The following is a 22,442-nucleotide window of genomic DNA, read 5'->3' as shown; positions in this document are numbered from 1 at the left end:
ACCAGCAACGGGTCAGCGCGTTGGCGGCTCATCGTAATATCCCAGTTCACGCATCACGCTCGAATGAAGGCTGTCGAACAGAGACAGCGCCAAGCCGTTCAATTCTTCAATATTCCTCGCATTGTTGCCGGAACGGAAGAACCGCGGATCAATGTCATGTAGTTTTGAAAAATCGGCGGTGAAGCGGTCATGTGGTCTTTCGTTAAGGAAATCGGCCAGCAACTCGATGGCACTGTCCGGATTTTGAACGATATCTTCGTACTTCAGAAACAATGTCGTCGGCCGTTGGCGTGGGTTCCAGCTGCTGTAGTGGTTTGACCACGATCCGAATGGTGCGTTTCCGGCAATGATATCCTCGATCGGGCGATCGATTTCGAAGTCATGGCAATAGTGAAAATACGATACGATCGATGCTCGGCCATCCCTGACGATGTAAATGGCTGGAAAATCATCGTCCGGAAGATCGTGCGTTTTTACAATGTTGAACCTGTTTGGGGCACCTTGGCCGAGGATCTCTCCGAATTTTTCAGAAAATTGTGAGTAATCTTCATCATAGCGACTGGCCACTGACACGCCAAAGCAGCTTCGCAGCAGAGTTCTCAAGTAAGTGTTGCCGGATCGTGGAAAGGAAGCCAGCCAGATTGTAGATGGTCGCATATTGCAATATGTGACCCAAATATGACCGTAGCGGAAGGTGAAATGTATCCAGACCCGAACAACCGACATGTTGCCGCTCAGGATCCACCGAGGGGGATTTAGGGGTGACGCGCAAGCCTCAACCGTTTATCTGCGCGCGAAAATACGCAATCCCCATGTTCAGCATTTGGACCTGATGGGTCTCCTGGGGCTAAAGGCGGTTCCGGGGGCAGTCCCTTCGCCCGGTTCAAACCCTTCTGGTTGAGTGCAATGGCAAAGAAGTTGACGGGTTCCAACGGCGTGTTCTGGGCTAACGCCGTGGTTCATCCCACCCGGGTGGGCGATCTGTGCTTCCTCAAGCACGACAAGTTCATCGGACGCTCTCTGACGCAATACGGAGAGTGGGCGCAGCTTGAAATCGACCGGCTGCTGCAATTCATCAAGCCCGGCGATTTCGTGCTCGATGTCGGCGCAAACATCGGTTTTCACACGCTTTCTTTCGCGCGCCACGTCGGCAGTGCCGGTCGGGTATGGGCGTTCGAACCCGACCCGGTGAACGGAATACTGCTCAGGCTCAACATCCTGAATTCCGGAATGGAGGGGGCAATTGTCCCGTTCGACGTTGCCGCATCCGATGCCTTGGGAATTTGCCGCTTCCGCTCCTATCCGATCTCGATGCCCGAGAACTTCGGGCATACGGCCATCGATGAAGTGGAGGGTGACTATCCACGGGTCGCGGTTGCGCTCGATGCCCTGAAGATCGATCGCGCACCGGCGCTGATCAAGATTGATATCGAAGGCCATGAGTTGCAGGCGCTCGAGGGCATGCGCGAAATGATCGAGAAGCATCATCCGGTGCTCAGCATCGAAGCCGACAGCAGTTCCGATGCCGACGCCATTGCCGCCATGGTCTGCGACCTGGGTTATGACGCGTACGATTTCATCACCGACGCGTACAACCGGGAAAACTTCGCAGGGCGCGAGGAAGACATCTGGAAGGGCCACGGGCGGTGTTCCAACCTGCTGTGCGTCATGCCCCGCACTCACCAGGTGCCGTCGGATCTGCCATTGCGGCAGGCAGCAGGGGCCGGCAACGGCGGATTGACCCGCATGGGCCGCAGCGTCGGCGCGGTCTATGCGGCCCAGGTCGATGCTCCGGTCACTGGAGGAACGAGCATGGGCGCGGCGGGCGGCGACATGCAGAAGCTGCGCTCCGACGTGCGCGTCTTCGTCAGCGGCTTCCTGCGCTCTACCTACGGCAAGCTCGACCCTGACCATTACGGCGAACTGGTGAACCATGCGCTGGACTATCTCGCCGCCGGCAGTGCGGATGTTGAGAGCAAGGCACTCGGCAAGTTGGTGGTCGCGGGCGTCGATGCATTCTCCCAGTCGATCGTGCGAACCAAGGACGCTGAACAGCGGATCAAGATCCAGGCGCAGAAGGCGTCGGGCGATCTCAGCGAACTCAACGCGAAGCTTACCCAACTGGAAAGCGAACTGGATAAGGCCCGGCACGACGGCGAGGTCGCGGGCAAGGCAATGTTGGACCTGCGTCAAAAGTCGGTCGACCAAGCAGCCAGGCTGACAGGCGCGCAGGCACAGCTGGATGCCTCGGGCCAGGCCGTGACTCAGCTGAACGCAACGCTGGCACGCCAATCATCGCTGGGCAGGGCCGAACTCAAGCAAGCCCGGGATGAACTTGCCCGGGTCCAGGCGCAAAGCGACGAAGCGCGAACGTCCCTGGAAGCCGATTTTGGCCGACGGCTTGAAGAACAGGCCGAACGGTTCGAGCAGCAGCAGGCGCTACTGGCCGGCGAACTGGAAGAACGCAACCGTCGTCTTGCAGCCGAAGCGGATGAAGCTGTCAACGCGCAAGCCGAGGCCCGGGAGAGACTGGCGCGGATGGAGCGCGAGAAGGTCGAGGCGGAGGGCAAGCTGGCCCAGGCGCTGGCGGTAAACGAGGATGCGCGGGAACGGTTGGCGCGGATCGACCGCGAGAAGTGCGATGCGGAAAGCAAGTTGACCGAAGCGTTGGCGGTGAACAAGGATGCCCAGGCCAGACTTGCGGTCCAGTCGCAGGAAATCCGCCGATTGCGAGCAACAAAATAAGCAAGGGAATCGCAGAGTTGCCGACATACGACGACGATAATTCGCCGGGGAACGCCGGTGCCCCCGGGCTCGGTCAGGCCATCGCCGGCCTGGGCGACCGGCTGGTCGATCTTTCTGCGCTGATGGCCACCGTGGTGGCGGCAGCGGGGGGGCGTGCGCCGGAAACCTGCTTGTGGATCGGGCGGAATGATGCCTTTGCGGATGCGCTTGCCGCACAGCTCGAGCAAAGTCGCGATGGCTGCGCATTCTTCTTGGGCGACGCAAGCGTCGATTCGCACAAGACCGATATCGAAGCGGGCTACCGGTTCGAAGGACCGGCGATCGCCGCCGACGAATTTCCCAGGCTCAACGACGTTGTTGCATTTGCCCAGACGCGACTTGATCCGGCCGGCGTCCTGGGCACGTTCACTGCGTCGCTCGATACGGCGCGGCGATCAGCCACCCGCCCAGTGCTGGATGCCATCGCCGAGGATTTCCAGCTGTCAGCATTCGATCTCGTGGTCATCGCCGGAGAGCCGGCGCTGACCGATTGTATCGTCGAGCGGGCTTATGGATCCAAGGCGATCCTGTTCGACGGAACGAAAGAAACATTCGGGGGCGCCGCCGCCTTCGCCCGGCTTTATGCCGATACCGACTATCTGCTTGCTGCCAGCAATGATCATGAACAAGGAGGCTGGGCATTGTTCGTACAGCGCGACCGTTCGAATTCCAATTTGCCTGTCCATTTTTTCACCATCGTCCTGAACGGCGAACCGTTCATTCGTTATCACGAACAGATGCTGCTCGATCTGGAATGTCCGTGGCACTGGCATGTCATCGAAGGCGTGGCATCACTGGTAAAGGATACCGCCTGGAGCGTTGCGTCGGGTGGACACATCCCCGACAGCATCCATCGACGCGGCAAGAGCAACGATGGGACGACCGAATATCTCGATGATCTCCAACGCCGCTATCCCAACAAGGTCACGGTCTATCGCAAGCCCGACGACGTGTTCTGGGACGGCAAGCTCGAGATGGTCAGCGCGCCGATCCCGCACATCACGGAGCCGTGCCTGTTGTGGCAGATCGACGCCGATGAATTGTGGACGGCGGCGCAAGTCGAAACCGTCCGGCGCAAGTTCGTCGAGGAGCCCGATCGCAGTGCGGCGTGGTTCTGGTGCAATTATTTCGTCGGCCCCGACAAGGGCATTTCAACGCGGCTGAACTATGCGCAAAATCCGAACCAGGAATGGTTGCGCGTTTGGCGGTTCGATCCGGGGATGATCTGGGACAAGCACGAACCTCCGGTTCTTGCCGGGTTCGACGGTCGCGGCGAGTCCTACGACGTGGGAAAACGGGCGCCGTTCACCCACCGCGAAATGGAAGCCTGTGGCGCGGTGTTCGATCACTTCGCCTACAGCACCCCCGAACAGGCGCAATTCAAGGAATCCTATTACGGTTACGCCGATGCCGTAACGCAATGGCGCGCGCTTCAGGCGCACGATACCGGATCGGGCCATCTGCGCGACTTTTTCGCGTGGGTCACCGACGACACGATGTTCGATACTGTCGACCGGCTCGGCTGGACACCGCTGGCCCATGTCGAAAATGGCACCTGGGCATTTCGCGGACCCGACGAACTGCAAGCGCTGCGCGATGCGCGTAGCGCGCGGCGCAAGCCGCGGATTCTTATCGATGGTGTGTTCTTCCAGCTCGGATCCAGCGGCATCGCGCGCGTCTGGATCAATTTGCTCAAGGCCTGGGTCATGTCGGGCTTTGCCGACAATGTCGTGCTGCTGGATCGGGGGAAGACCGCGCCACGGATCGACGGCGTGATCTATCGTACGATCGACGCGCATTCCTGGGACACGGTCGATGGCGATGCGCGCTACCTGCAGGAAATCTGCGACAGCGAGCAGGCCGACCTATTCATTTCGACGTATTACACCACGCCGACCAGCACGCCGACGGTGTTCTTCGGGCACGACATGATTCCGGAACGCATGGGTTTCGAACTCGACGATCTGTGGTGGCGGCAAAAGCGGCGGGCTATCCAATACGCTGCCGGACACATCATGGTTTCGCAAAGTTCGGCCAACGACATGTGCGAATTCCACCCCGGCGTGGCGATCGACAACGTGCTGGTTGCGCACAATTCGGTCACGGACGTGTTCCGGCCGTGTGACGACGTCGAAGTTCGGAGCTTTCGGCAGAAACACGGGATCAACAGGCCGTTCGTCATGCTGGTCGGCGAACGGTTCGGCTGGAAGGGGTACAAGAACGGCGCGGTGGTGTTTTCCGCGCTGGCCTTGATGACGCCCAAAAGCCGGCCGCTGCTGGTCTGCGTGGGTGGGCAGCCGGAACTGGAGGAAGCGGGCAAGGCCTTCCTTGGCGACGAGGATGTCAGGCTGCTGCAGCTCGACGATGAAGACTTGCGGGCGTGCTATGCGTCCGCGCTGGCCTATATCTGTCCATCGTCGCTCGAAGGGTTCGGCTTGCCCATAGTAGAGGCTATGGCGGTTGGATGCCCGGCGCTGGTCTGTCGCAATTCATCCATCCCCGAAGTGGCGGGGGACGCCGGAATCTATTTCGACCCGAACGATCCGGGTTCGCTGATCGCGGCGATCGATAGCGTACGCGATGAACGGCGGCGCGGTCCGATCATTGCGGCCGGCAGGCTGCAATCTGCCAAGTTCGATCAGGAACGCACCGCGCGGCAAATCGCCGACTACTGCATCGCGACGGTCGCAAACATTCGTTCGGGCGCCTTGCGCATCAACGCCCATGCGCTTGAGGATGCCTTAATCGATGCGGAACGGCGTCGCGCAGCGGAAGTTGCCGCCAGCGACGTCCGCCGAGCGATGTTCGATCTGAAACGCGAACTGGCGTCCTCCACGCGCGGCTTGGCGACGGCGTCGCAAGCGCTGATTCCGGCGTCGTCCGTCCACCATGCAGCCGCGCCCGATCCGCAGCATACCAGCCTGATGATCGCCATCGAACGGCGCCTTGCAGTGGCGTATGCGCGCCTGCGATCGCACGATGAATCGGATATTCGATCCGGGCGTGAAGGCTCTGCCTCGGTCCATGCGTCGGGGCCTGGGCGGGATATGTCCGGCGCCATTGATGAAATGGCGGCTACGCTCGTCGACAGCCCGTTGACGCTGATCCGGACGGAGGGCCTGTCCGAGTTGGAAGGCCCTTACCCGGAGTCCGGTATTTCGCGGCTGTTTCGCTGGCAGGTGGAGCCGGTCAGCCGTTTGGTCTTCGCGTCGGATCATGAAGGCGAAGCCGTGCTCGAGATCGACTTTGGCAATCTCGAGCCCGAGCAGGGCTTGCGCATCACGGTGGGTGATGAGGTGATCGACGAGATCCGGCTGCCTGAAGCGGGCTGGGACCATGAGTGGCACCTTGTTCTGCCGGTGTCGGTGTCGCCCGGACTGGTGGAAGTGAAGGTGGAGGCAGCGCGCGGCGGTTCAGACAACCAGTCGCGATACGTGGCGGTGTACGGCGTCTCGCTGAGGCTGAACTGAGGTTTGGGACGCCGAGCCGTGGCGATCAGGACGCCGTCAGCCGTTCGTTTTCCAGGCGCAGACCGATGTATTGTTCCTGGTACGCTTCGATGCGCTTCTGCATCCAGTCGGGCTGGCGATACAGTGGCAGCGCGTTCTGGATCGCGTGCCGCTCACGCTCGCCGCGCTCAAGCTGGCCCGACACGCCGCCGAGGCCGAACGACGCCACCATGAAGTCTGCCCGCTGCAGCACGATGCGCGGATCGCTGGCAACTTTGACGAACCAGTCGTAGTCGGCGTGGCTGCGCCAGCGCGTGTCGAACAGCCCCGAGCAGGCGAAGGCGCGGCGACGCGCGAATGTGCCCTGGTGCGGCAACGACCCACAGATCAGGAAATCCAGCGCCTGGCTGGCATCGGGCGGCATGAATTCGCTCACCCTGCCGTCAGGATAACGCACTTCGATACCGCCATAGACGACGTCGGCTGCGGGGTTGGTGGTCATGAATTCGGCGGCGAGTTCGACGATGTAGGGCGAATAGAAATAGTCGCCCGCGTTCATGAAGATCACGGCATCGCCGGTGGCCAGCCGCAGCGCCTTGTTCATCGCGTCATAGATGCCGCCGTCCGGTTCGGACACGAACGTGTCGATCGCGTCGCCATAGCGCTGGACGATGCCGATCGTGCCGTCGGTGGATCCACCGTCGATCACCAGGTATTCGATATCCCGGTACGTCTGCCCCGCGACGCTACGCAACGTCGGGTCGATCTCCGAGGCTGCGTTATAAGATACTGTAATAACTGATATTTTCATCATATCTGCCGTGATCGCGAGGCGCTGCTCGGTATGTCGGGCGCGTGTAGCATCGATTCATGCTGCGCAAAACGACAATTGCTTGCGACCACTTGCGTCGGACGGTAGACGCTGTCGGGACAGCAGGAGAGCCGATCTCTTTATCAACGCGGAAAGTGAAATTGAACGCAGCGCGAACCGGTCAATATGTCGCCAATGTTGCACAATTCACCCATAGGCACCTCAAAAACTATGCCGATTTGCGCCCGTTGAGCTTTCTCGAGGTTCAGGGCATTTGTAGATTTCGAACGTATCCGATTTAGCGAGAGGCCGATTGATGGAACGACTGGACGAGATTAAGTCCGCATTCAGCGGAATTTATGAAAACAATGTCTGGGGAAAAGGATCCGGCACCGGTTCCATGCCGATCTACAATCTGAATTACATCCATTTTATCTCGAATTTCATGAAGTGGAACAACATCAAATCCGTCCTCGATTACGGGTGCGGCGACTGGCAGTTTTCCAGGTTCATAAATTGGGAAGGCATAGACTACACCGGCGTGGATGTGGTCGAACAGGTCATTGAAGACAACAAGCGGGATTTCCAAACCGCGAATGTCAAGTTCATGACCTATGATTCCATGGACGAATTGCCGGAAGTCGACCTGGTCATTTCAAAGGACGTAATGCAGCACCTTCCGGTCGAAGTTATCAAGCACTCGCTGGGTGTGTTGAAGACAAAATCCAAGATGATGGTCATCACCAACGATATTTTTCCCGATAAGTGGGTGAATGTCGACATCAATCCGGGTGAGGGACGTGCGATCAGGTTGACCGATGCGCCGTTTTCGATGGGCGCCGCAGTCATCTACCGGGAATCTTTCATCGCCTACGAAGTGTTCGTGGAAAAGGAAGCCTGCCTGATTTTGGGTGACCGGGCGTAACGCGTGACGCCGATACCGGGTTTGCGGCGCAGAAGCCGTACCGGAAACGGTCCGGATCGGGTTGTTCCAGTCCGTCAGGTCCAGTCGATCACCCCAATCAGTCACACCCACTCAGTTGCGGTCGCCAGGCGGGCACATTGAATAACGGATGCCGCCAGACTATGCCTCGCCGTTGTGTACGGCACAGGTTCCACCAACCCTTGTCAGTCGGGAAATCTGGAAATGGAATATGATGTCGTTCAGGATCAGGCGACCCAGGATCGCCTGAGGAGCCTGCTTGGCTTGATGCGGCCGATGAAGGCCGTCGGTGTTGAAAAGAAGCGATACGGACGGGATTGGGACGGCGGCTATGTCGTTCTTTCAACGGTCGAAAAAGCCGAGGTCATCTACTCGCTGGGCATTTCGGATGACGTTTCGTTCGATGAACTGATGGCTGATTTCGGTATCGAAATCTATCAGTACGACCATACCGTCGATGGTCCGCCGGTCGCTCATCCGCGGTTCCACTTTCACAAGATCGGGATCGCAGCCAGCGACGACTGGCTGCCCGAGATGCGTCGGCTCGACACGCTGGTTCGGCAGAACGGGCATGAGGGCAACGAAAAGCTGTTTCTCAAGATCGATATCGAAGGGCACGAGTGGGATACCTATGATCAGATCGACCCCGCGATCCTGGCCCAGTTCGACCAAATCGCCGGTGAGTTCCACAGTTTTGGCAATGTTCGTAACCTGGCGTGGCTGGAACGGGCGGAGCGGGCATTGACCAAACTCCACCAGACGCATCAGGTTGTTCACGTCCATGCGAACAACAATGACACCTTCGCCAGGATCGCCGGTCTTGCTATCCCCGGAACGCTGGAACTAACCTGGGCGCGGCGGTCGAGCTACGAATTCGCGCAGACCGACGAGACCTTTCCCACGCCACTGGACATGCCATGCACACCGGCCCGTCCTGATATGGTGCTTGGCGGCTTCGTGTTCTAGCCATGACCGTTCGGTTCGGAACAATAGGGGATTATCGACTGTGATGGACGTTTTGACGGACTTGCGCTGCGTCTATTGCAACGGAACGCAGTTGCAGGCCCACGACAGGGCGCCGTCCGAGCGCATCCAGCATGGCGCCATTGCGTGCGGCGACTGTGGCGGCCTGCATGACATTGTCGATGGCGTCCCTTTCATGGGCGGATTCGAACCGGAGGATTTTCTCGGGCTGATCGAAGTCGTGGCGACCGGCGAGATGAACCAGACGCCGATCGACGTCGGGTTTTCCCGTTATCTCCACACGTTGCTGGGGCAGTACCACGATGCTCCGGACAAAGCCGATTTCGTGCGTTCGCATCCGGATGATATGGTACGCGCGCCGTGGTTTGCCGACCATCGTTACCACGAATGGATGCAATCGCACGCGATGCTGTTCGGCAAGGATCTGACCGGAAAATCGATCCTCAACGTCGGCGCGGGTTTCGGCTTCGACAGCGTGCCGCTGGTGGACAGCGGCGCCAGCGTGACTTGCATCGACTATTCGCCGATGATCGTCGCGCTCGGCAAGAAGGGCCTGCCCGAAGCGCGCTGGGTCGGGGGTTTTTCCCACGCGTTGCCGTTCCAGGACGACAGTTTCGACATCGTCTGCTGCAACGCCGCATTGCATCACATGCGATCGGCACCGGTTGCGCTGCGCGAGATGCTGCGCGTGCTCAAGCCCGGCGGGTTCATGTACACCTGCGGCGATCCGACCCGCGCGGATTCGTCGGATGATTCACTCGAATTCGAAGTGTTCAACCGCCATGAAGGCGTGTTGTCGGGGATCAACGAAGGCATCATTCGCTTCGGCGACATCTACGATACGCTCGCAGCATATTCGGACCATATCGATCTTGCCCTGATTGCCAGTGTGCCCGATGGCCTTCCCATCGAGGGCGCGTCATCGTTGGGTAACGCCAGTTTCCCCGATAGCTGGGTGCCTTGCTGGCCGCAGAATATCGCGGTGCTGCGTGATCAGGCGGGTGGCGGGTTGTGCGTTGCCGTGACCAAGCGCGAAGCGTTCGCCATACCTGCCGAAAAGCAAAGCCCGTTCGTGCTGCCTGCCGGGATCCTCGCGGCGTGGGTGACCGAGCCCGAGACCGCATTTGCCCGGTTGATGGCCTGGGCACCCGAAGATCTCGTCAACCTGCCGTTCCCGGGCGATCGGCAGGACTGGTTCAGCCTCCTCAACGGCTGGATGGCGCCGGAAGACCCGTTTGAGCGGCGTCGCGGTTTCCAGCGGACGCGGTGGCTGCTGCGGCACACCGGCGCGCAACGGTTGGTCTTCGGCGCCAGAATGGTCGCGGGAAGCGGTGCAATCGACGTCTTCCTGAACGGCAAGCTGGTCCACTCCGCCGATTTGGGCAGCGATTGGACCGAAGTGGCGGCGATCTTCCCGGTCGCGGCGAGCGACATTCCGTTCCTGATCGAACTGCGGCTGAAGGGTGATCTTGCAGGCAAGGATTTCGACGAGCGCTGCTTCGAAATCTGCAATCGCCGCATCGATTGATCTGCCGTCTATGGGGGATGCCCGCATGCCGCCCGCACCAGCTTCTGGTACGTTGCGGCCCATTCGGGCGGGTCTGCGCGATCCTCCCGTCGCCATGCGATTTCGGCAGCAAGTTCGCACTTCATGGCAAGTTCAGGTGGAGGTTCGCTAGGATGATCGCTATTGCGACCGCGAACGGGTCGTGCGCGAGCCGGTTTTTTCTTTACGCGAGCACAAGATAGATGAATTCTCTTCGTACCGATCCTGTTCGCAATTCCCGACATGCGTTGAGAGCGCTGGCGCTCGTCATGCTGATGCTTGGGGCAAGCGGGATGGCCGGATGTACCACGCTGGGGTCCACCGGTCCCACGACAGGCAAGGTCCTTCATGCCGACCAGACGCCGATCGGATCATCGGTGATTCGGGTCGTCAACGTCGATAGCGCGACCACGAGCCGGTTGATCGAAGCGGACAAGGCGCCGCTCTTTTCGGATGTCCTGGCCAAGGCAACACCCGTCTCCACGGTCGTTGGACGTGGGGACGTGCTGGAAATTTCGGTGGTCGAAGCGCCTCCGGCGGTGCTGTTCAACGGCACTTCGGGCGGGGAAAGCGCGCTGCGCAACTCGCTTGGCGGCGCGAATGTCAGTGCCGTTACAACCTCGCGCGGCTGGAGCTCGCCGCAGCAGGTGGTGGAACTTGATGGCCGCGTGTTCGTCCCTTTTGCAGGTACCGTGCCCGCCGCTGGCCACACCCCGCGCGAGATCGAGCGTGAAATCACGGCCCGCCTGAAGGGCAAGGCCCACGATCCGCAGGTCATGGTCCGCCGGGTGGGCAACGCCAGTTCCAACGTCACCGTGCTGGGCGATGTCGGGCAAAGCGGAAGCTATGCATTGGGTGCCCGTGGCGAACGCCTGCTGGAAGTGATCGCGGCGGCGGGCGGTACGAAGCAGTCCATCGGCAAAAGCGTCGTGCAGCTCAACCGCGATGAGCGAACCTACACAATGCCGTTGCTGCAGGTTTCCAAGGATCCCCGCCAGAACGTTGTGTTGCGGCCGAACGATGTCGTGACCGTGCTGTTTCAGCCGTACAGCTTTACCTCGATGGGAGCGAGCGGGAACAATGCGGAAATCTCGTTCGAAAGTCCGGGCTTTACCCTGGCGCAGGCGCTGGGCCGGATCGGCGGACTGCAGGACAATCGCTCCAACGTCAAAGGCGTATTCATTTTTCGCTACGAGGATCCTTCGGCTGTCGACCCTGCGATTTCCCAGGACGCCAAGCTGACCCCCGACGGCAAGATTCCCGTGATATACCGCGTCAACCTGAGCGAGCCTTCAGCGTTGTTCTACGCACAAAATTTTCCGATCCGGAACAAGGACATCGCCTATGTTTCCAATGCGCCGCTGGTCGATTTCAGCAAGTTTCTCGGAATAATCTCGTCGACGGTGTTTTCCGTGGTCGGCGTGGTGAACTCCGTCCCCTGACGATCTTGCGCAGGGCTTGCCCGGACTGGCGTAACTGGAGAACGGCCGGGTTTGCGCGCAGCGCGAATCGAACATGCGGCGTCGGGATCGAAACGCCGGTTGCCGGGACGGGTTGGTTCACGTTTCAGGCAGTGATGGAATGTTTCACAGGCGCGGAGATTGCCGGAGTCGCGCCGATTTTGTTCGCAATTGCAGGCAGCCGTTCGCGCTTGCAGCGAAACCAAATTGACTAGGCAGCCGAAAGTTGCTTAATCGAGCGTCCGAAACTGAAAAGATATCAGTAGTTAACCAGTTTTTCCAAGGCTGCCCAAGGGATATCGTTAGACTTGAAAAAGCTGTTGTTTCCCGAAGATCAGACGCGAAGCGATGAGATCATAGCCCGCGGTCGCGAAGTGATCCGTATCGAGGCGGAAGCACTTGCCGAACTCGAAGGTGCTATCGATGACAGCTTCGTCGCGGCGTGCGAGGCGATCTTCAACACCGAACGCCAGCTTGTCGTCACCGGCATGGGCAAGTCGGGGCACATCAGCCGGAAAGTGGCCGCGACGTTCGCCGCTACCGGCACCCCGTCGGTGTTCATCCACCCGGCCGAGGCTGCGCATGGCGATCTGGGCATGTTGGTTCGTGGCGATGTCCTGCTGGTCCTGTCGAACTCCGGGAACACGTCGGAACTGAGTGCGATCCTGAGCTACGCCCGCAATCTCAAGGTGCGGATCATCGGCGTCGCCTCGCATCCGACATCGCTGGTCATGGACTATGCCGACATCGGCATCTGCCTGCCCAACTTGCGCGAGGCCTGCACCGCCAACGTCGCGCCTACGACATCGACCACGTTGCAACTGGCGATGGGCGATGCGCTGGCCATGGCGGTGATGGACATGCGCGGTGTTTCCAAGAACAACTTGCGTGCATTGCACCCCGGGGGCAGCATCGGGCTGCAGCTTACCCCGATCGCGGAGATCATGCACGGTTCATCGCGCATGCCGCTGGTTTCGATCGACGCCGGGATGCCGGACGTGATTTCCAAGATGACCTCCGGGCATTTCGGGATTGCCGGCGTGGTCGACTGGGCGGGCGACCTGGTCGGCATCATCACCGATGGCGATCTGCGCCGGCATATCTCGATCCTCGACAGTGCCAACGCCGGTGGCGTCATGACCCGATCGCCCAAAACGATACCCAGCGACATGCTGGCTGCCGATGCGCTGCTGTATCTCAACGACAACCAGATCACGTCGGCGTTCGTGGTCAACCGGCTCGATTCCGCGCGACCCAACCGCCCTGTCGGGATCGTTCACATCCACGACCTGCTGCGCTTCGGCCTGAATTGAGCGAGCCATTGAGTCACCCGGTGCCGCAAGCGGGTGCGCGATTTGCCGTGATCATCCCGGCGCGCTACCAATCGTCGCGCTATCCGGGCAAGCCGCTGGCCTGCCTGACCGGCGCGGGCGGCATGGCCAAATCGCTGATCCAGCGCAGTTGGGACGCGGGCAGGGCCATTCCCGGCGCGGCCGCCGTGTGGGTCGCAACCGATGACGATCGCATCGCCGACGCGGTAGCGGCGTTCGGCGGACAGGTCGTGATGACCTCGCCCGATTGCCGCAACGGCACCGAACGTTGCGCCGATGCGTTGCAGGTGTTGGGCCGCGACCTGACCGATGTCGCGGAGATCGTCGTCAACCTGCAGGGCGACGCCCCGCTGACGCCGACGTTCGTGGTCGAAGGGCTGGTGGCAGGGCTGGTGGCCGATCGCGATGCGATCATGGCCACACCTGCGTTGCGCTGTTCGGCCAGCACATACGCCCATCTGGTGCACGACCAGTCCCAGGGCCGCGTCGGCGGTACGACCGTGGTGGCGAACCGTGCGGGCCATGCGCTCTATTTCTCCAAGCGCGTCCTGCCGCATGTGCCCGATGCGCTGGCGACCCGCGCGCATGACCATGTATTCCTGCATCTCGGCGTCTATGCCTACCGGCCCGAGGCGTTGGCGCTGTACGCCGGGCTGGAACCCTCATCGCTCGAGGAACTGGAAGGGCTGGAGCAGTTGCGCTTCCTCGAAACCGGGCGGCCGATCAGAGTGGTCCCGTTCGAGCCGATCGGCTGGGACTGCATCGAGCTCAACAACCCCGGCGACGTTCCCGCGATCGAGGCGGTTTTGCGCCAGCGCGGTATCGACTAGGGCACGGCCATGAACCAGCAGGCCATCGCCCCCGCCATCGCTACCGCCAACGGCATCACATTCGCCAACGATCGCCCGTTCGTGCTGATCGGCGGGATGAACGTGATCGAAGGCCGCGATATCCTGCTGGATGTCGCGGCGCACTTCGTCGATGTGACCGCGCGTCTGGGCATACCCTTCGTGTTCAAGGCCAGCTTCGACAAGGCCAACCGGTCATCGATCGCCTCGTTCCGCGGCCCCGGCCTTGATGCGGGGCTGGAACTGCTGGCCGAAGTGAAAAGCCGCTTCGGCGTGCCCGTGCTCACCGATGTTCACGAACCCTGGCAGGCGGGGCCGGTGGCGCAAGTGGCCGATGTGATCCAGCTTCCGGCGTTCCTTGCCCGCCAGACCGATCTGGTCGCGGCGATGGCCCGGGCGGCCAAGGCCACCGGTGCGATCGTCAACGTCAAGAAGCCGCAGTTCCTCGCGCCGGAGGAGATGCGCCACATCATCGCCAAGTTCGCCGAATGTGACTGCGACCGGGTGATGCTGTGCGAACGCGGCAGCAGTTTCGGTTACAACAACTTGGTCGTCGATATGCTGGGGATGGACCTGATGAAGGCCTATGCGCCGGTGGTGTTCGATGTGACCCATGCGCTGCAGAAGCCCGGCGGCCGGGCCGACAGCGCCGATGGACGAGGATCGCAGGCGGCGGCGCTGGCGCGCAGTGGCATGGCGCTGGGGCTGGCAGGCCTGTTCGTTGAAGCGCATCCCGATCCGGCCCGGGCCCGATGCGATGGCCCAAGCGCGCTGGCATTGGCCGATCTCGAGGGCTTCCTCGAACAGGTCAAGGCGATCGACGAGGTGGTCAAGCGCCCGGTCTGATCATGCCCTTTCCGCTCAGGTGCAGCTTGAAGGGGTGACGCCGCTGCTCGATGTCACGCCGGTGGTCAGGTTGCGCACGTCCCTGATGATGAACGCCGCTTCGCGCTTGAACACGATGTTCTTGGTGAACAGCGTGCCGAACAGGCCGTGGTAGTTGTAATAGACTTCGGCGAACATCACCGCCGAGTTGGCGGCGGCCGTAACCTTGGTGGCGCCGCTGCCCATGCCGGTGATCGCCGGGCCGTTCAGCCCGTTCTTGGTGCTGTCGTTGCCATAGCGCGATGCGGCGACGTAGCTGCCGGTGCAGCGCTGCCAGTGGATGTACTGCTTGCCGGTGGCGGTATCCTTTTCCAGGCTGGTGAGGATGACCTTGCCGTTGGTCTTGAAGCTGATGCCCTGCCCTTCGTCGAGCGCGCCGGTCATCACCGAATTTACGTCCGCCTCGGTCACGGTGGGGGTGACGCTGCTGTTGTTGGTCTGCTCGAGCCGCGAGGCGTTGTCGGCCACCGACAGCGCGATCTGGCTGATCTCGAGGTTGGTCGCGGCCATGTAGGTCAGTTCCACGCCGTACATGCCCAGGGTCATCAGGATCGGCAGGATGAGTGCGAATTCCATGACCGATGCGGCCACCTCGTCGCGGATCAGCGCACGCGCGAACCGGGGGAGACGGCCGGCGCGCCACGCCGGCTTCCGGCACGAGGAGAGGACGATGGTCATGGGCAAGTTCCCGCAGCGTTGCCATAGGACGCCTGGTAGGCGAACGGCTGGTTCTTCTTCACCGCCACCGCGCTGACGCGCTGCGTGGTCCACTTGTTGGGCAGGAACGGAATGGAGAACAGCGGCTTGAACGTGGCGACGACCTTGTACACGACCACGTCGTTGGCGCCGCCGTTGTCGCTTTTGCCGACGTCGGCATTCCAGTGCCCGTCACCGTTCTCGTCGGTATAGGCTTCGCCGTTGTCGCACTTGCCGTCCTTGTTGGCGTCGTTGTACTTTTCCGGCCGCAGGATGTCGTTGAAATCGTAATAGCTCGATCGCGTCGATGCCAGTGTCACGCCGGGCAGAACCGGGCCCACGATCTTCTTCACGAACGCATCGGCAGCGGTGGTGTTGGCCGATTCCAGCGAGTTGTCGCGCGCCGCCTGCTGGACCGCGCCATCCAGCACCGCCTTGCCGTAAACCACCTGGCCCATGTCGAAGATGCCGAATATCAGCGTGAAGAACAGCGGGGCGACCAGCGCGAATTCCAGTGCTGCCGCGCCCCGCGCATCGCGCGCCAGCCCGGCTGCACCCCCGGCTGCACGACCGCGCAGGGCGCGATGGTGCAAGGCCCGGAGCGCCTTCGCCGAAAGCCGCCTCACTGGGTCACCCGCAGTTCGCCGACCTGCTTGGCGATGTCCTGGAAGGCCGAGTTGATGCCCGACGCCGTGCTGGTGGTGTAGCTGCTGTTGGCGGACGCGCAGTAGTTGAGGTCCGACGTCAGCGCAGTGGTGTAGCCGATGACCCAGATGCGGATGCCCTTGGACTTGATCGCGTCGCAGACCGCCCGCAGTCGGCTGGCATGGCGGGTGGCGTCATCGGTCACCCCGTCGTCGGTGATGCGGCGGTCGAGGTATTCGATGCCCCAGGCCTGCGACACGTACTGGTTGGGCTCCATGATACCATCGGTCATGAAGATCACGTGACGGGCCACGTTGCCGCCGTTGGCCGGCGGATCGTTGACGATCGACTTGAAGATGCCGTCGGGCGAAGCGATGCGCGCGCCCCAGGTCATGCCGATGTCGTGATAGGTGGCGCCGGTGGGCGTGAGCGTGTTGACGTAGGACGTGAACTGGCCACTGGTCATCCCCTGCAGCGTTTGCGCGGCAACCGGGCAGTACGGCTTGTTGCTGTTGTTCGAGTCGAGCAACTGGCCGCCATAGTTGGTGACCAGCGCGTTCGAGACGTTGCCGTAGCTGTCGGTGCGATAGTAGGCGACTTCGCCCCACATCGGCGCCCACTTGGTGCTGTCGTCGTCGGCGACGGGCGCGGTGTCGATGTCGAGATCGTTGGCGCCGGTCGGCGTGATGCCGGTGATCGACGAGAACGCGAACGTGGGTTCAGACACCGTCTGGCGTTCCTCGATGCAGCCGCTCCACGTGGTCGACTGGTCCGTTCCGTTGGAGCCGGTCGGCGTCGTCGTCGCGACAAACTTCTTGAACTGGCTGACGTCGTAGTTGACCTGCTTGTAGTCCCAGTGATCGAAGTTGGTGTTGGTGATCGTCTTGTAGATGGGGTCGCTGGTGGCGTAGGCGTACGTGTAATACGTACGGCTGGTATAGTAATAGTAGATGTAGTATTTGGTGTTGGACTTGGTGCAGGTGTACTGCGTCATGCGCTGCGGTTGCGACGTGGTCGTGGTCACCACCTGCTGCCCGCTGCCGTTCGTGGTGGTGCTGGTGCTGGAGGAAGACGAACCGTTGTTCGCCCAGGCTGTTGCTGCTGGCGAAGCCGCAGTGCAGGCGCTGCTGGTGCTGTAGCCGGTGCTGGAATAGAGCGACGTGCTGGAATTGGACGTGTTGCTGTACGCCGAACTGCTCGAGTTGACCGGCGTGCCCCAGCCCTGGAACTGCTGCGTGGTGGTCGTCACGAACACCGGCGCGCGCGACTGGACGTTCATCTTGTCGACGAGGTATTCGGGTTTGAGCAACTTGCCCACGTTCACCGTCGAACTGTACGGCACGAAGGCATAACGGACGCGGGCGTTGGTGCCGGTCGTCGCGGTGGAGATGGTGGTGTAGAAGTTCTTTACCGCCGTCTGCAGCGCGGAAATCTTGGTGGTGGTGGTGTTGGGCAGGTAGTTCGCCATCGACCCCGTCGTATCGAGCACGAACGTGACGTCGGTGTTGCCCACGCCCATGGTCGACGAACATGTCGTATGCACCGTCGTGGTGCGCTTGCCGAACAGCTGCAGCACCAGCATGTCGACCGTGGTCGATACCGTCGCGGTGATCGTTTTGCCATTGTCGGTCGTCGTCGGATTGAACACCGTGTTGTACGAACCCTGCTGCGTCTGGTCGTAGTTGACGTTGAAGTAGTTGACCGCCTGCGCCTTGGCGGTGTCATCGAAGCCGCCGGTGGTGACGCCACGACGGCCGGCGAGCACGGCGGCATCGCACGAGGCCTGAAGGCGGTTCTGCACGCGATAGGTGCGGCCCATGTCGATCCCGCTGCCGACCAGGCCGGCCAGCACGAGCATCGAAAGCGCTGCAAGCGGAAGGATGTTGCCTGCGGTATCGCCGGCAAGTTGGCCCACCGCCATCGGCAGCGGCGCCCCGTGCTGTCCAAACCTACGCATAAAAACCTCGGCCCCTGTTGTTCACTCTGCAATATGGGGACAAGTCACTAAGAAAGCGTTTACGCGGAGGCCAAGATTAAGGAACGATAGCACGTAATGGTAAACGATGCGTTGACTATAATATTCCTTATCTGTCCTATAGATGCGCAGGATGCTTAAACGATCCAAGCATAGTTTACCATTTATAGGGGAATGGTGAAGGCGAATGATTAACCAGTTTTCACAGATTGGATTTTGGCATTACGCATGGTGATCCTTTTCCCGATCGATCGCATCCGGCCGGCGCGCGACAGGCTGGCCCGCGCCGCTTCTGTCCGGCCGATGCCCATGCTAAGGGCCCGTTCGCGGTGGCACCCGGGGCGCGGGCCGGGCCGCGAGGAGGCATCTATGTCGAAGGATAAGCACGCTTGATCCCACGCGAACTGATCGGCACCGCGCTGGTGCCAGGCGGCGAGGAACTGCGCCTGTACCGGCACGGCGCCGACCACATGATCGTGCTCGACCGCAACGAACTGATGAGCACGCGGATGAGCGGATCGGAAGAAGCGCTCGCCACCATGACCTGCGAGCGGCTGGAAGGGCGCAAAAGCCCGCGCCTGCTGATCGGCGGCTATGGCATGGGCTTTACCTTGCGCGCGGCGCTGGGCGTGCTGGGGCAGGATGCGCGGATCACGGTGGCCGAACTGGTGCCCGAAATCATCCAGTGGGCGCGGGGCCCGATGGCGGCGCTGGAAGCCGGCTGTCTCGACGATCCGCGCGTGTCGCTGATCATGGGCGATGTGGTGGAAGAGATCGCCTACGCCACCAACGAATATGACGCGATCCTGCTCGATGTCGATAACGGCCCCGACGGTCTGGTGCGCGGTGCCAACGGCATGCTCTATTCGCGGCGCGGGCTGCAGGCGGCACGCAAGGCGCTGCGCCCCGGCGGCGTGCTGGCGATCTGGTCTGCCGCGCGCGATGACGCGTTCATGGGCAAGCTGCGCAAGGCGGGCTTCGATATCGACCAGGTGTTCGTGCGCGCGCGCAGCAACGGCAAGGGCGCGAAGCACGTGATCTGGTTCGCGAAGATGATTTGATCGGGGTGGAGCGCGGAAAACCAAGCCCGCCGCTACCGTATCAAACCGCCATCCCCGCCGCCCATCCGCTCGCCCAGGCCCACTGGAAGTTGTAGCCGCCCAGCCAGCCGGTGACGTCCACTGCCTCGCCGATCACGTACAGCCCCGGCACCTTGCGCGCTTCCATCGTTCGCGACGACAGGCCGTCGGTGCTGATCCCGCCGGCGGTGACTTCGGCTTTGGCAAAGCCTTCGCTGCCGCTGGGGGTGAAGCGCCAGTCGGCCAGCCGCGATTCCGCTTCGGCCAAGGCGCGGTCGGTCGCTGTGCCGATTTCGCCGGCCATGCCCAGCTGATCGGCCAGCGTCGCGGCCAGCCGATCGGGCAGGCGCTCGCCCAGCAGCTTGCGCAAGGCGGTGCGCGGCCGGGCGCGCTTGGCCTCGCGCAGCCAGCCGGGCGCGGTATCGGGCAGGAAGTCGATGGCGATCGCCTCGCCGTGGCGCCAGTATGACGAGACCTGCAGGATCGCCGGACCGGACAAGCCCCGGTGCGTGAACAGCGCCGCCTCGCGGAACGCAGCCTTGCCCGCGCGCGCCACCACCGGCGCGGCGACGCCCGACAGCTCGCGGAACAGGATATCCTCGCCGCGCAAGGTCAGCGGGACCAGCGCCGGGCGCGGCTCGACCACTTTCAGCCCGAAGCGCCGCGCCAGGTCATAGGCAAAGGCCGTGGCGCCCATCTTGGGGATCGAAGGCCCGCCGGTGGCGATCACCAGTGCGGGCGCGGTCGCGGTGCGCGCGCCCAGCGTCACGCGGAACTGCCCATCGGCATGATCGACCGCGCCGATCGGCAGGCCGCATGACAGCTCGACGCCGCCTCTGGCGCATTCGGCCAGCAGCATCGCCACGATCGCCCTCGCCGATCCGTCGCAGAACAGCTGGCCCAGTGTCTTTTCGTGCCACGCGATGCCGTGGCTTTCGACCAGCGCGACGAAATCGTCCGCCGTGTAGCGCCCCAGCGCCGACTTGGCGAAGTGCGGGTTCTGCGACAGGTAGCGGTCGGGCGCGGTGCCCAGGTTGGTGAAGTTGCAGCGCCCGCCGCCCGAGATCAGGATCTTCTTGCCCGGCTCGTCGGCATGGTCGATCAGCAGCACGCGGCGTCCGCGCTGCCCGGCCATCGCGGCGCAAAACAGCCCGGCCGCGCCCGCACCCAGGATGATCGCGTCGTAGGGGGCGGTTCCGCCGGCCGCGCTCATGCCGCTGCGGAAGCGGCGGGCTGGCCCAGCAGGTTCAGCGCCACCGCCTCGGCCATGCGGATGCCATCGACCGCCGCCGACAGGATGCCGCCGGCATAGCCCGCGCCTTCGCCCGCCGGGTACAGCCCGCGCGTGTTGAGGCTCTGGCAATCCTTGCCGCGCGTGATCCGCACCGGTGAGGAACTGCGCGTCTCCACCCCGGTCAGGATCACGTCGGGATGATCGTATCCGGGGATCTGGCGGCCGAACACTGGTAGCGCCTCGCGGATCGCCTCGGTCACGAACGGTGGCAGGCACGCGGCCAGATCGGTCAGGTGGACGCCCGGCTTGTACGACGGGATGACCTTGCCGAACGCGGTCGAGGGCTGGCCCTTGAGGAAATCGCCCAGCTTCTGGCCCGGCGCCTGGTACGTCGAACCACCCGCGACGTAGGCGAGCGATTCCAGATTGCGCTGGAATGCGATGCCCGCCAGCGGATGATCGGGATAGTCGCGCTCGGGGCTGATATCGACGACGATGCCCGAATTGGCGTTGCGCTCGGCGCGCGAATACTGGCTCATCCCGTTGGTGACGACGCGGCCTGCTTCCGATGTTGCCGCCACCACGGTTCCGCCTGGGCACATGCAGAAGCTGTAGACGGTGCGCCCGTTGCTGCACGGGTGCGACAGGCTGTAGGCGGCCGCGCCGAGGATCGGGTTGCCCGCGTTCGGGCCATAGCGCGCCTTGTCGATCCAGCTTTGCGGATGTTCGATGCGCAGGCCGATCGCGAAGGCCTTGGCCTCGATATGCACGCCGCGATCGTACAGCACCTGGAACGTATCGCGCGCGCTGTGGCCCACCGCCAGAATCACGTGCTCGGCGGGAATGTAGTCGCCGGTGCTGAGGTGCAGCCCGCGCATCCGGCGGGTGCCGTCGGCGTCGGTGGCGATGTCGAAATCGTCGACGCGCGTCTGGAAGCGGTATTCGCCGCCCAGCGCCTCGATCGTCTCGCGCATGCTGGTCACCATCGTCACCAGCCGGAACGTGCCGATGTGCGGATGCGCTTCGGTCAGGATCTCGGGCGGGGCGCCGGCCTTGACGAACTCGGTCAGCACCTTGCGCCCGAGATGGCGCGGATCCTTGATCCGGCTGTAAAGCTTGCCGTCGGAAAACGTGCCCGCGCCGCCTTCGCCGAACTGCACGTTGGATTCGGGATCGAGCACGCTGCGCCGCCACAGGCCCCAGGTGTCCTTGGTCCGCTCGCGCACCGCCTTGCCGCGTTCGACGATGATCGGTTTCAGGCCCATCTGCGCGAGCACCAGCGCGGCGAGCAGTCCGCACGGGCCGGTGCCGATCACCACCGGGCGGGGGCCGGCATGGTCGCTCGCGATGGGCGCGACGAAGCGGTAGCTCGTGTCGGGGGTGGGGCGCACGTGCGGATCGCCGGCCCAGCGCGCCAGCAGTGCGGGCTCGTCCGCCACATCGACATCGACGGTATAGACCAGCTTGATCGCTGACTTCTTGCGCGCATCGTTGCCGCGCCGGACCAGCACGTGGCGCGTCAGGTCAGCGGGCGCGATGCCCAGGCGGGCGCAGATCGCGGCGGGCAGGTCGTCGGGCGCATGGTCGAGCGGCAGCGTCAGGTCGGTGAGGCGAAGCATGGCCAACGCCCTAGTCGCGTTGTCGTCGCCGCGCCATCGTGTTGCGCGGCGTTTCGATCGCCCAAGGCCCATGCGAAAAGCCCGGCGATCTTGCGATCGCCGGGCAGGTGCCCCGACAGTTCGGGGGAGGGTTTACGGAACCGCGGTTTAGCG

General features: G+C 62.4%; 17 protein-coding genes. 10 read left to right on the top strand and 7 right to left on the bottom strand.

The genetic code is table 11. The features are described 5' to 3' along the window. Window positions 1-12: 12 nt before the first annotated feature. Complete coding sequence (locus NL2_RS15005) at window positions 13-657, bottom strand: sulfotransferase domain-containing protein (RefSeq protein WP_369405464.1); 645 nt, start codon at window positions 655-657, stop codon at window positions 13-15. Between the two features lie 249 nt (window positions 658-906). On the opposite strand from NL2_RS15005, the gene NL2_RS15000 reads away from it, so the two are divergent. Beyond that, the gene (locus NL2_RS15000) at window positions 907-2,745 is read left to right on the top strand and encodes an FkbM family methyltransferase (RefSeq protein ID WP_068076505.1); all 1,839 of its coding nucleotides are present in this window, start codon (window positions 907-909) and stop codon (window positions 2,743-2,745) included. Between the two features lie 17 nt (window positions 2,746-2,762). Further along, a complete protein-coding gene (locus tag NL2_RS14995; protein ID WP_068076504.1) occupies window positions 2,763-6,254 on the top strand; it encodes a glycosyltransferase family 4 protein in 3,492 nt (1,163 codons plus the stop codon). Window positions 6,255-6,279: 25 nt separating this feature from the next. On the opposite strand, the gene NL2_RS14990 is transcribed toward NL2_RS14995, so the two are convergent. Beyond that, the gene (locus NL2_RS14990) at window positions 6,280-7,044 is read right to left on the bottom strand and encodes a glycosyltransferase family 2 protein (RefSeq protein WP_169799520.1); all 765 of its coding nucleotides are present in this window, start codon (window positions 7,042-7,044) and stop codon (window positions 6,280-6,282) included. A 316-nt stretch (window positions 7,045-7,360) separates the two neighbouring features. On the opposite strand from NL2_RS14990, the gene NL2_RS14985 reads away from it, so the two are divergent. From NL2_RS14985 to kdsA, 7 genes are all read left to right on the top strand, one after another. Beyond that, the gene (locus NL2_RS14985) at window positions 7,361-7,969 is read left to right on the top strand and encodes a class I SAM-dependent methyltransferase (RefSeq protein ID WP_068076502.1); all 609 of its coding nucleotides are present in this window, start codon (window positions 7,361-7,363) and stop codon (window positions 7,967-7,969) included. Between the two features lie 222 nt (window positions 7,970-8,191). Next, a complete protein-coding gene (locus tag NL2_RS14980) occupies window positions 8,192-8,953 on the top strand; it encodes a class I SAM-dependent methyltransferase (RefSeq protein WP_068076501.1) in 762 nt (253 codons plus the stop codon). 43 nt (window positions 8,954-8,996) lie between these two features. Next, window positions 8,997-10,499, top strand: coding sequence for a class I SAM-dependent methyltransferase (locus NL2_RS14975; protein WP_068076500.1), 1,503 nt, complete (start codon window positions 8,997-8,999; stop codon window positions 10,497-10,499). A gap of 311 nt (window positions 10,500-10,810) precedes the next feature. After that, on the top strand, window positions 10,811-11,959 hold the full coding sequence (locus NL2_RS14970) for a polysaccharide biosynthesis/export family protein (protein WP_245647709.1): 1,149 nt from the start codon (window positions 10,811-10,813) through the stop codon (window positions 11,957-11,959). A 326-nt stretch (window positions 11,960-12,285) separates the two neighbouring features. Continuing rightward, window positions 12,286-13,290, top strand: coding sequence for a KpsF/GutQ family sugar-phosphate isomerase (locus tag NL2_RS14965; RefSeq protein ID WP_245647708.1), 1,005 nt, complete (start codon window positions 12,286-12,288; stop codon window positions 13,288-13,290). Window positions 13,291-13,310: 20 nt separating this feature from the next. Beyond that, window positions 13,311-14,138, top strand: a complete 828-nt coding sequence (locus tag NL2_RS14960) for a 3-deoxy-manno-octulosonate cytidylyltransferase family protein (protein WP_068076498.1) — start codon at window positions 13,311-13,313, stop codon at window positions 14,136-14,138. A 9-nt stretch (window positions 14,139-14,147) separates the two neighbouring features. Beyond that, on the top strand, window positions 14,148-15,002 hold the full coding sequence (kdsA, locus tag NL2_RS14955) for a 3-deoxy-8-phosphooctulonate synthase (RefSeq protein WP_068076497.1): 855 nt from the start codon (window positions 14,148-14,150) through the stop codon (window positions 15,000-15,002). A gap of 15 nt (window positions 15,003-15,017) precedes the next feature. On the opposite strand, the gene NL2_RS14950 is transcribed toward kdsA, so the two are convergent. Genes NL2_RS14950 through NL2_RS14940 form a run of 3 tightly spaced genes read right to left on the bottom strand, consistent with a single transcriptional unit; the run spans window position 15,018 to window position 18,339 of the window. Then, window positions 15,018-15,719: a TadE/TadG family type IV pilus assembly protein gene (locus NL2_RS14950; protein ID WP_245647707.1), complete on the bottom strand. Its 702-nt coding sequence runs from the start codon at window positions 15,717-15,719 to the stop codon at window positions 15,018-15,020. Then, the gene (locus tag NL2_RS14945) at window positions 15,716-16,330 is read right to left on the bottom strand and encodes a TadE/TadG family type IV pilus assembly protein (protein WP_245647706.1); all 615 of its coding nucleotides are present in this window, start codon (window positions 16,328-16,330) and stop codon (window positions 15,716-15,718) included. Before NL2_RS14945 ends, NL2_RS14950 begins: the two co-directional genes overlap by 4 nt. 29 nt (window positions 16,331-16,359) lie before the next feature. Beyond that, window positions 16,360-18,339, bottom strand: a complete 1,980-nt coding sequence (locus NL2_RS14940; protein ID WP_084356117.1) for a TadE/TadG family type IV pilus assembly protein — start codon at window positions 18,337-18,339, stop codon at window positions 16,360-16,362. Between the two features lie 407 nt (window positions 18,340-18,746). Here NL2_RS14940 and NL2_RS14935 point away from each other — a divergent pair, with 407 nt between their 5' ends. Then, a complete protein-coding gene (locus tag NL2_RS14935) occupies window positions 18,747-19,418 on the top strand; it encodes a spermidine synthase (RefSeq protein WP_068076495.1) in 672 nt (223 codons plus the stop codon). 40 nt (window positions 19,419-19,458) lie between these two features. On the opposite strand, the gene NL2_RS14930 is transcribed toward NL2_RS14935, so the two are convergent. Then, a complete protein-coding gene (locus NL2_RS14930) occupies window positions 19,459-20,649 on the bottom strand; it encodes a BaiN/RdsA family NAD(P)/FAD-dependent oxidoreductase (RefSeq protein WP_068076494.1) in 1,191 nt (396 codons plus the stop codon). Next, window positions 20,646-22,289 (bottom strand): NAD(P)/FAD-dependent oxidoreductase, encoded by a 1,644-nt coding sequence (locus NL2_RS14925; RefSeq protein WP_068076493.1) that lies wholly within the window; start codon window positions 22,287-22,289, stop codon window positions 20,646-20,648. The genes NL2_RS14930 and NL2_RS14925 overlap by 4 nt, the downstream gene beginning before the upstream one ends. Window positions 22,290-22,442: the final 153 nt, after the last annotated feature.

Origin of the sequence: Novosphingobium lentum NBRC 107847, from assembly GCF_001590965.1 — a bacterium.
Taxonomy (GTDB): Bacteria; Pseudomonadota; Alphaproteobacteria; order Sphingomonadales; family Sphingomonadaceae; genus Novosphingobium; species Novosphingobium lentum.
Note: the sequence above shows the minus strand (reverse complement) of the source record. Positions and strands in the feature narration are given on the sequence as shown.

Coding starts and splice junctions, on each gene's coding strand:
- NL2_RS15005 (WP_369405464.1), bottom strand. CDS start 657: ATGCGACCATCTACAATCTGGCTGGCTTCCTTTCCACGATCCGGCAAC.
- NL2_RS15000 (WP_068076505.1), top strand. CDS start 907: ATGGCAAAGAAGTTGACGGGTTCCAACGGCGTGTTCTGGGCTAACGCC.
- NL2_RS14990 (WP_169799520.1), bottom strand. CDS start 7,044: ATGAAAATATCAGTTATTACAGTATCTTATAACGCAGCCTCGGAGATC.
- NL2_RS14985 (WP_068076502.1), top strand. CDS start 7,361: ATGGAACGACTGGACGAGATTAAGTCCGCATTCAGCGGAATTTATGAA.
- NL2_RS14980 (WP_068076501.1), top strand. CDS start 8,192: ATGGAATATGATGTCGTTCAGGATCAGGCGACCCAGGATCGCCTGAGG.
- NL2_RS14975 (WP_068076500.1), top strand. CDS start 8,997: ATGGACGTTTTGACGGACTTGCGCTGCGTCTATTGCAACGGAACGCAG.
- NL2_RS14970 (WP_245647709.1), top strand. CDS start 10,811: ATGGCCGGATGTACCACGCTGGGGTCCACCGGTCCCACGACAGGCAAG.
- kdsA (WP_068076497.1), top strand. CDS start 14,148: ATGAACCAGCAGGCCATCGCCCCCGCCATCGCTACCGCCAACGGCATC.
- NL2_RS14950 (WP_245647707.1), bottom strand. CDS start 15,719: ATGACCATCGTCCTCTCCTCGTGCCGGAAGCCGGCGTGGCGCGCCGGC.
- NL2_RS14940 (WP_084356117.1), bottom strand. CDS start 18,339: ATGCGTAGGTTTGGACAGCACGGGGCGCCGCTGCCGATGGCGGTGGGC.
- NL2_RS14930 (WP_068076494.1), bottom strand. CDS start 20,649: ATGAGCGCGGCCGGCGGAACCGCCCCCTACGACGCGATCATCCTGGGT.
- NL2_RS14925 (WP_068076493.1), bottom strand. CDS start 22,289: ATGCTTCGCCTCACCGACCTGACGCTGCCGCTCGACCATGCGCCCGAC.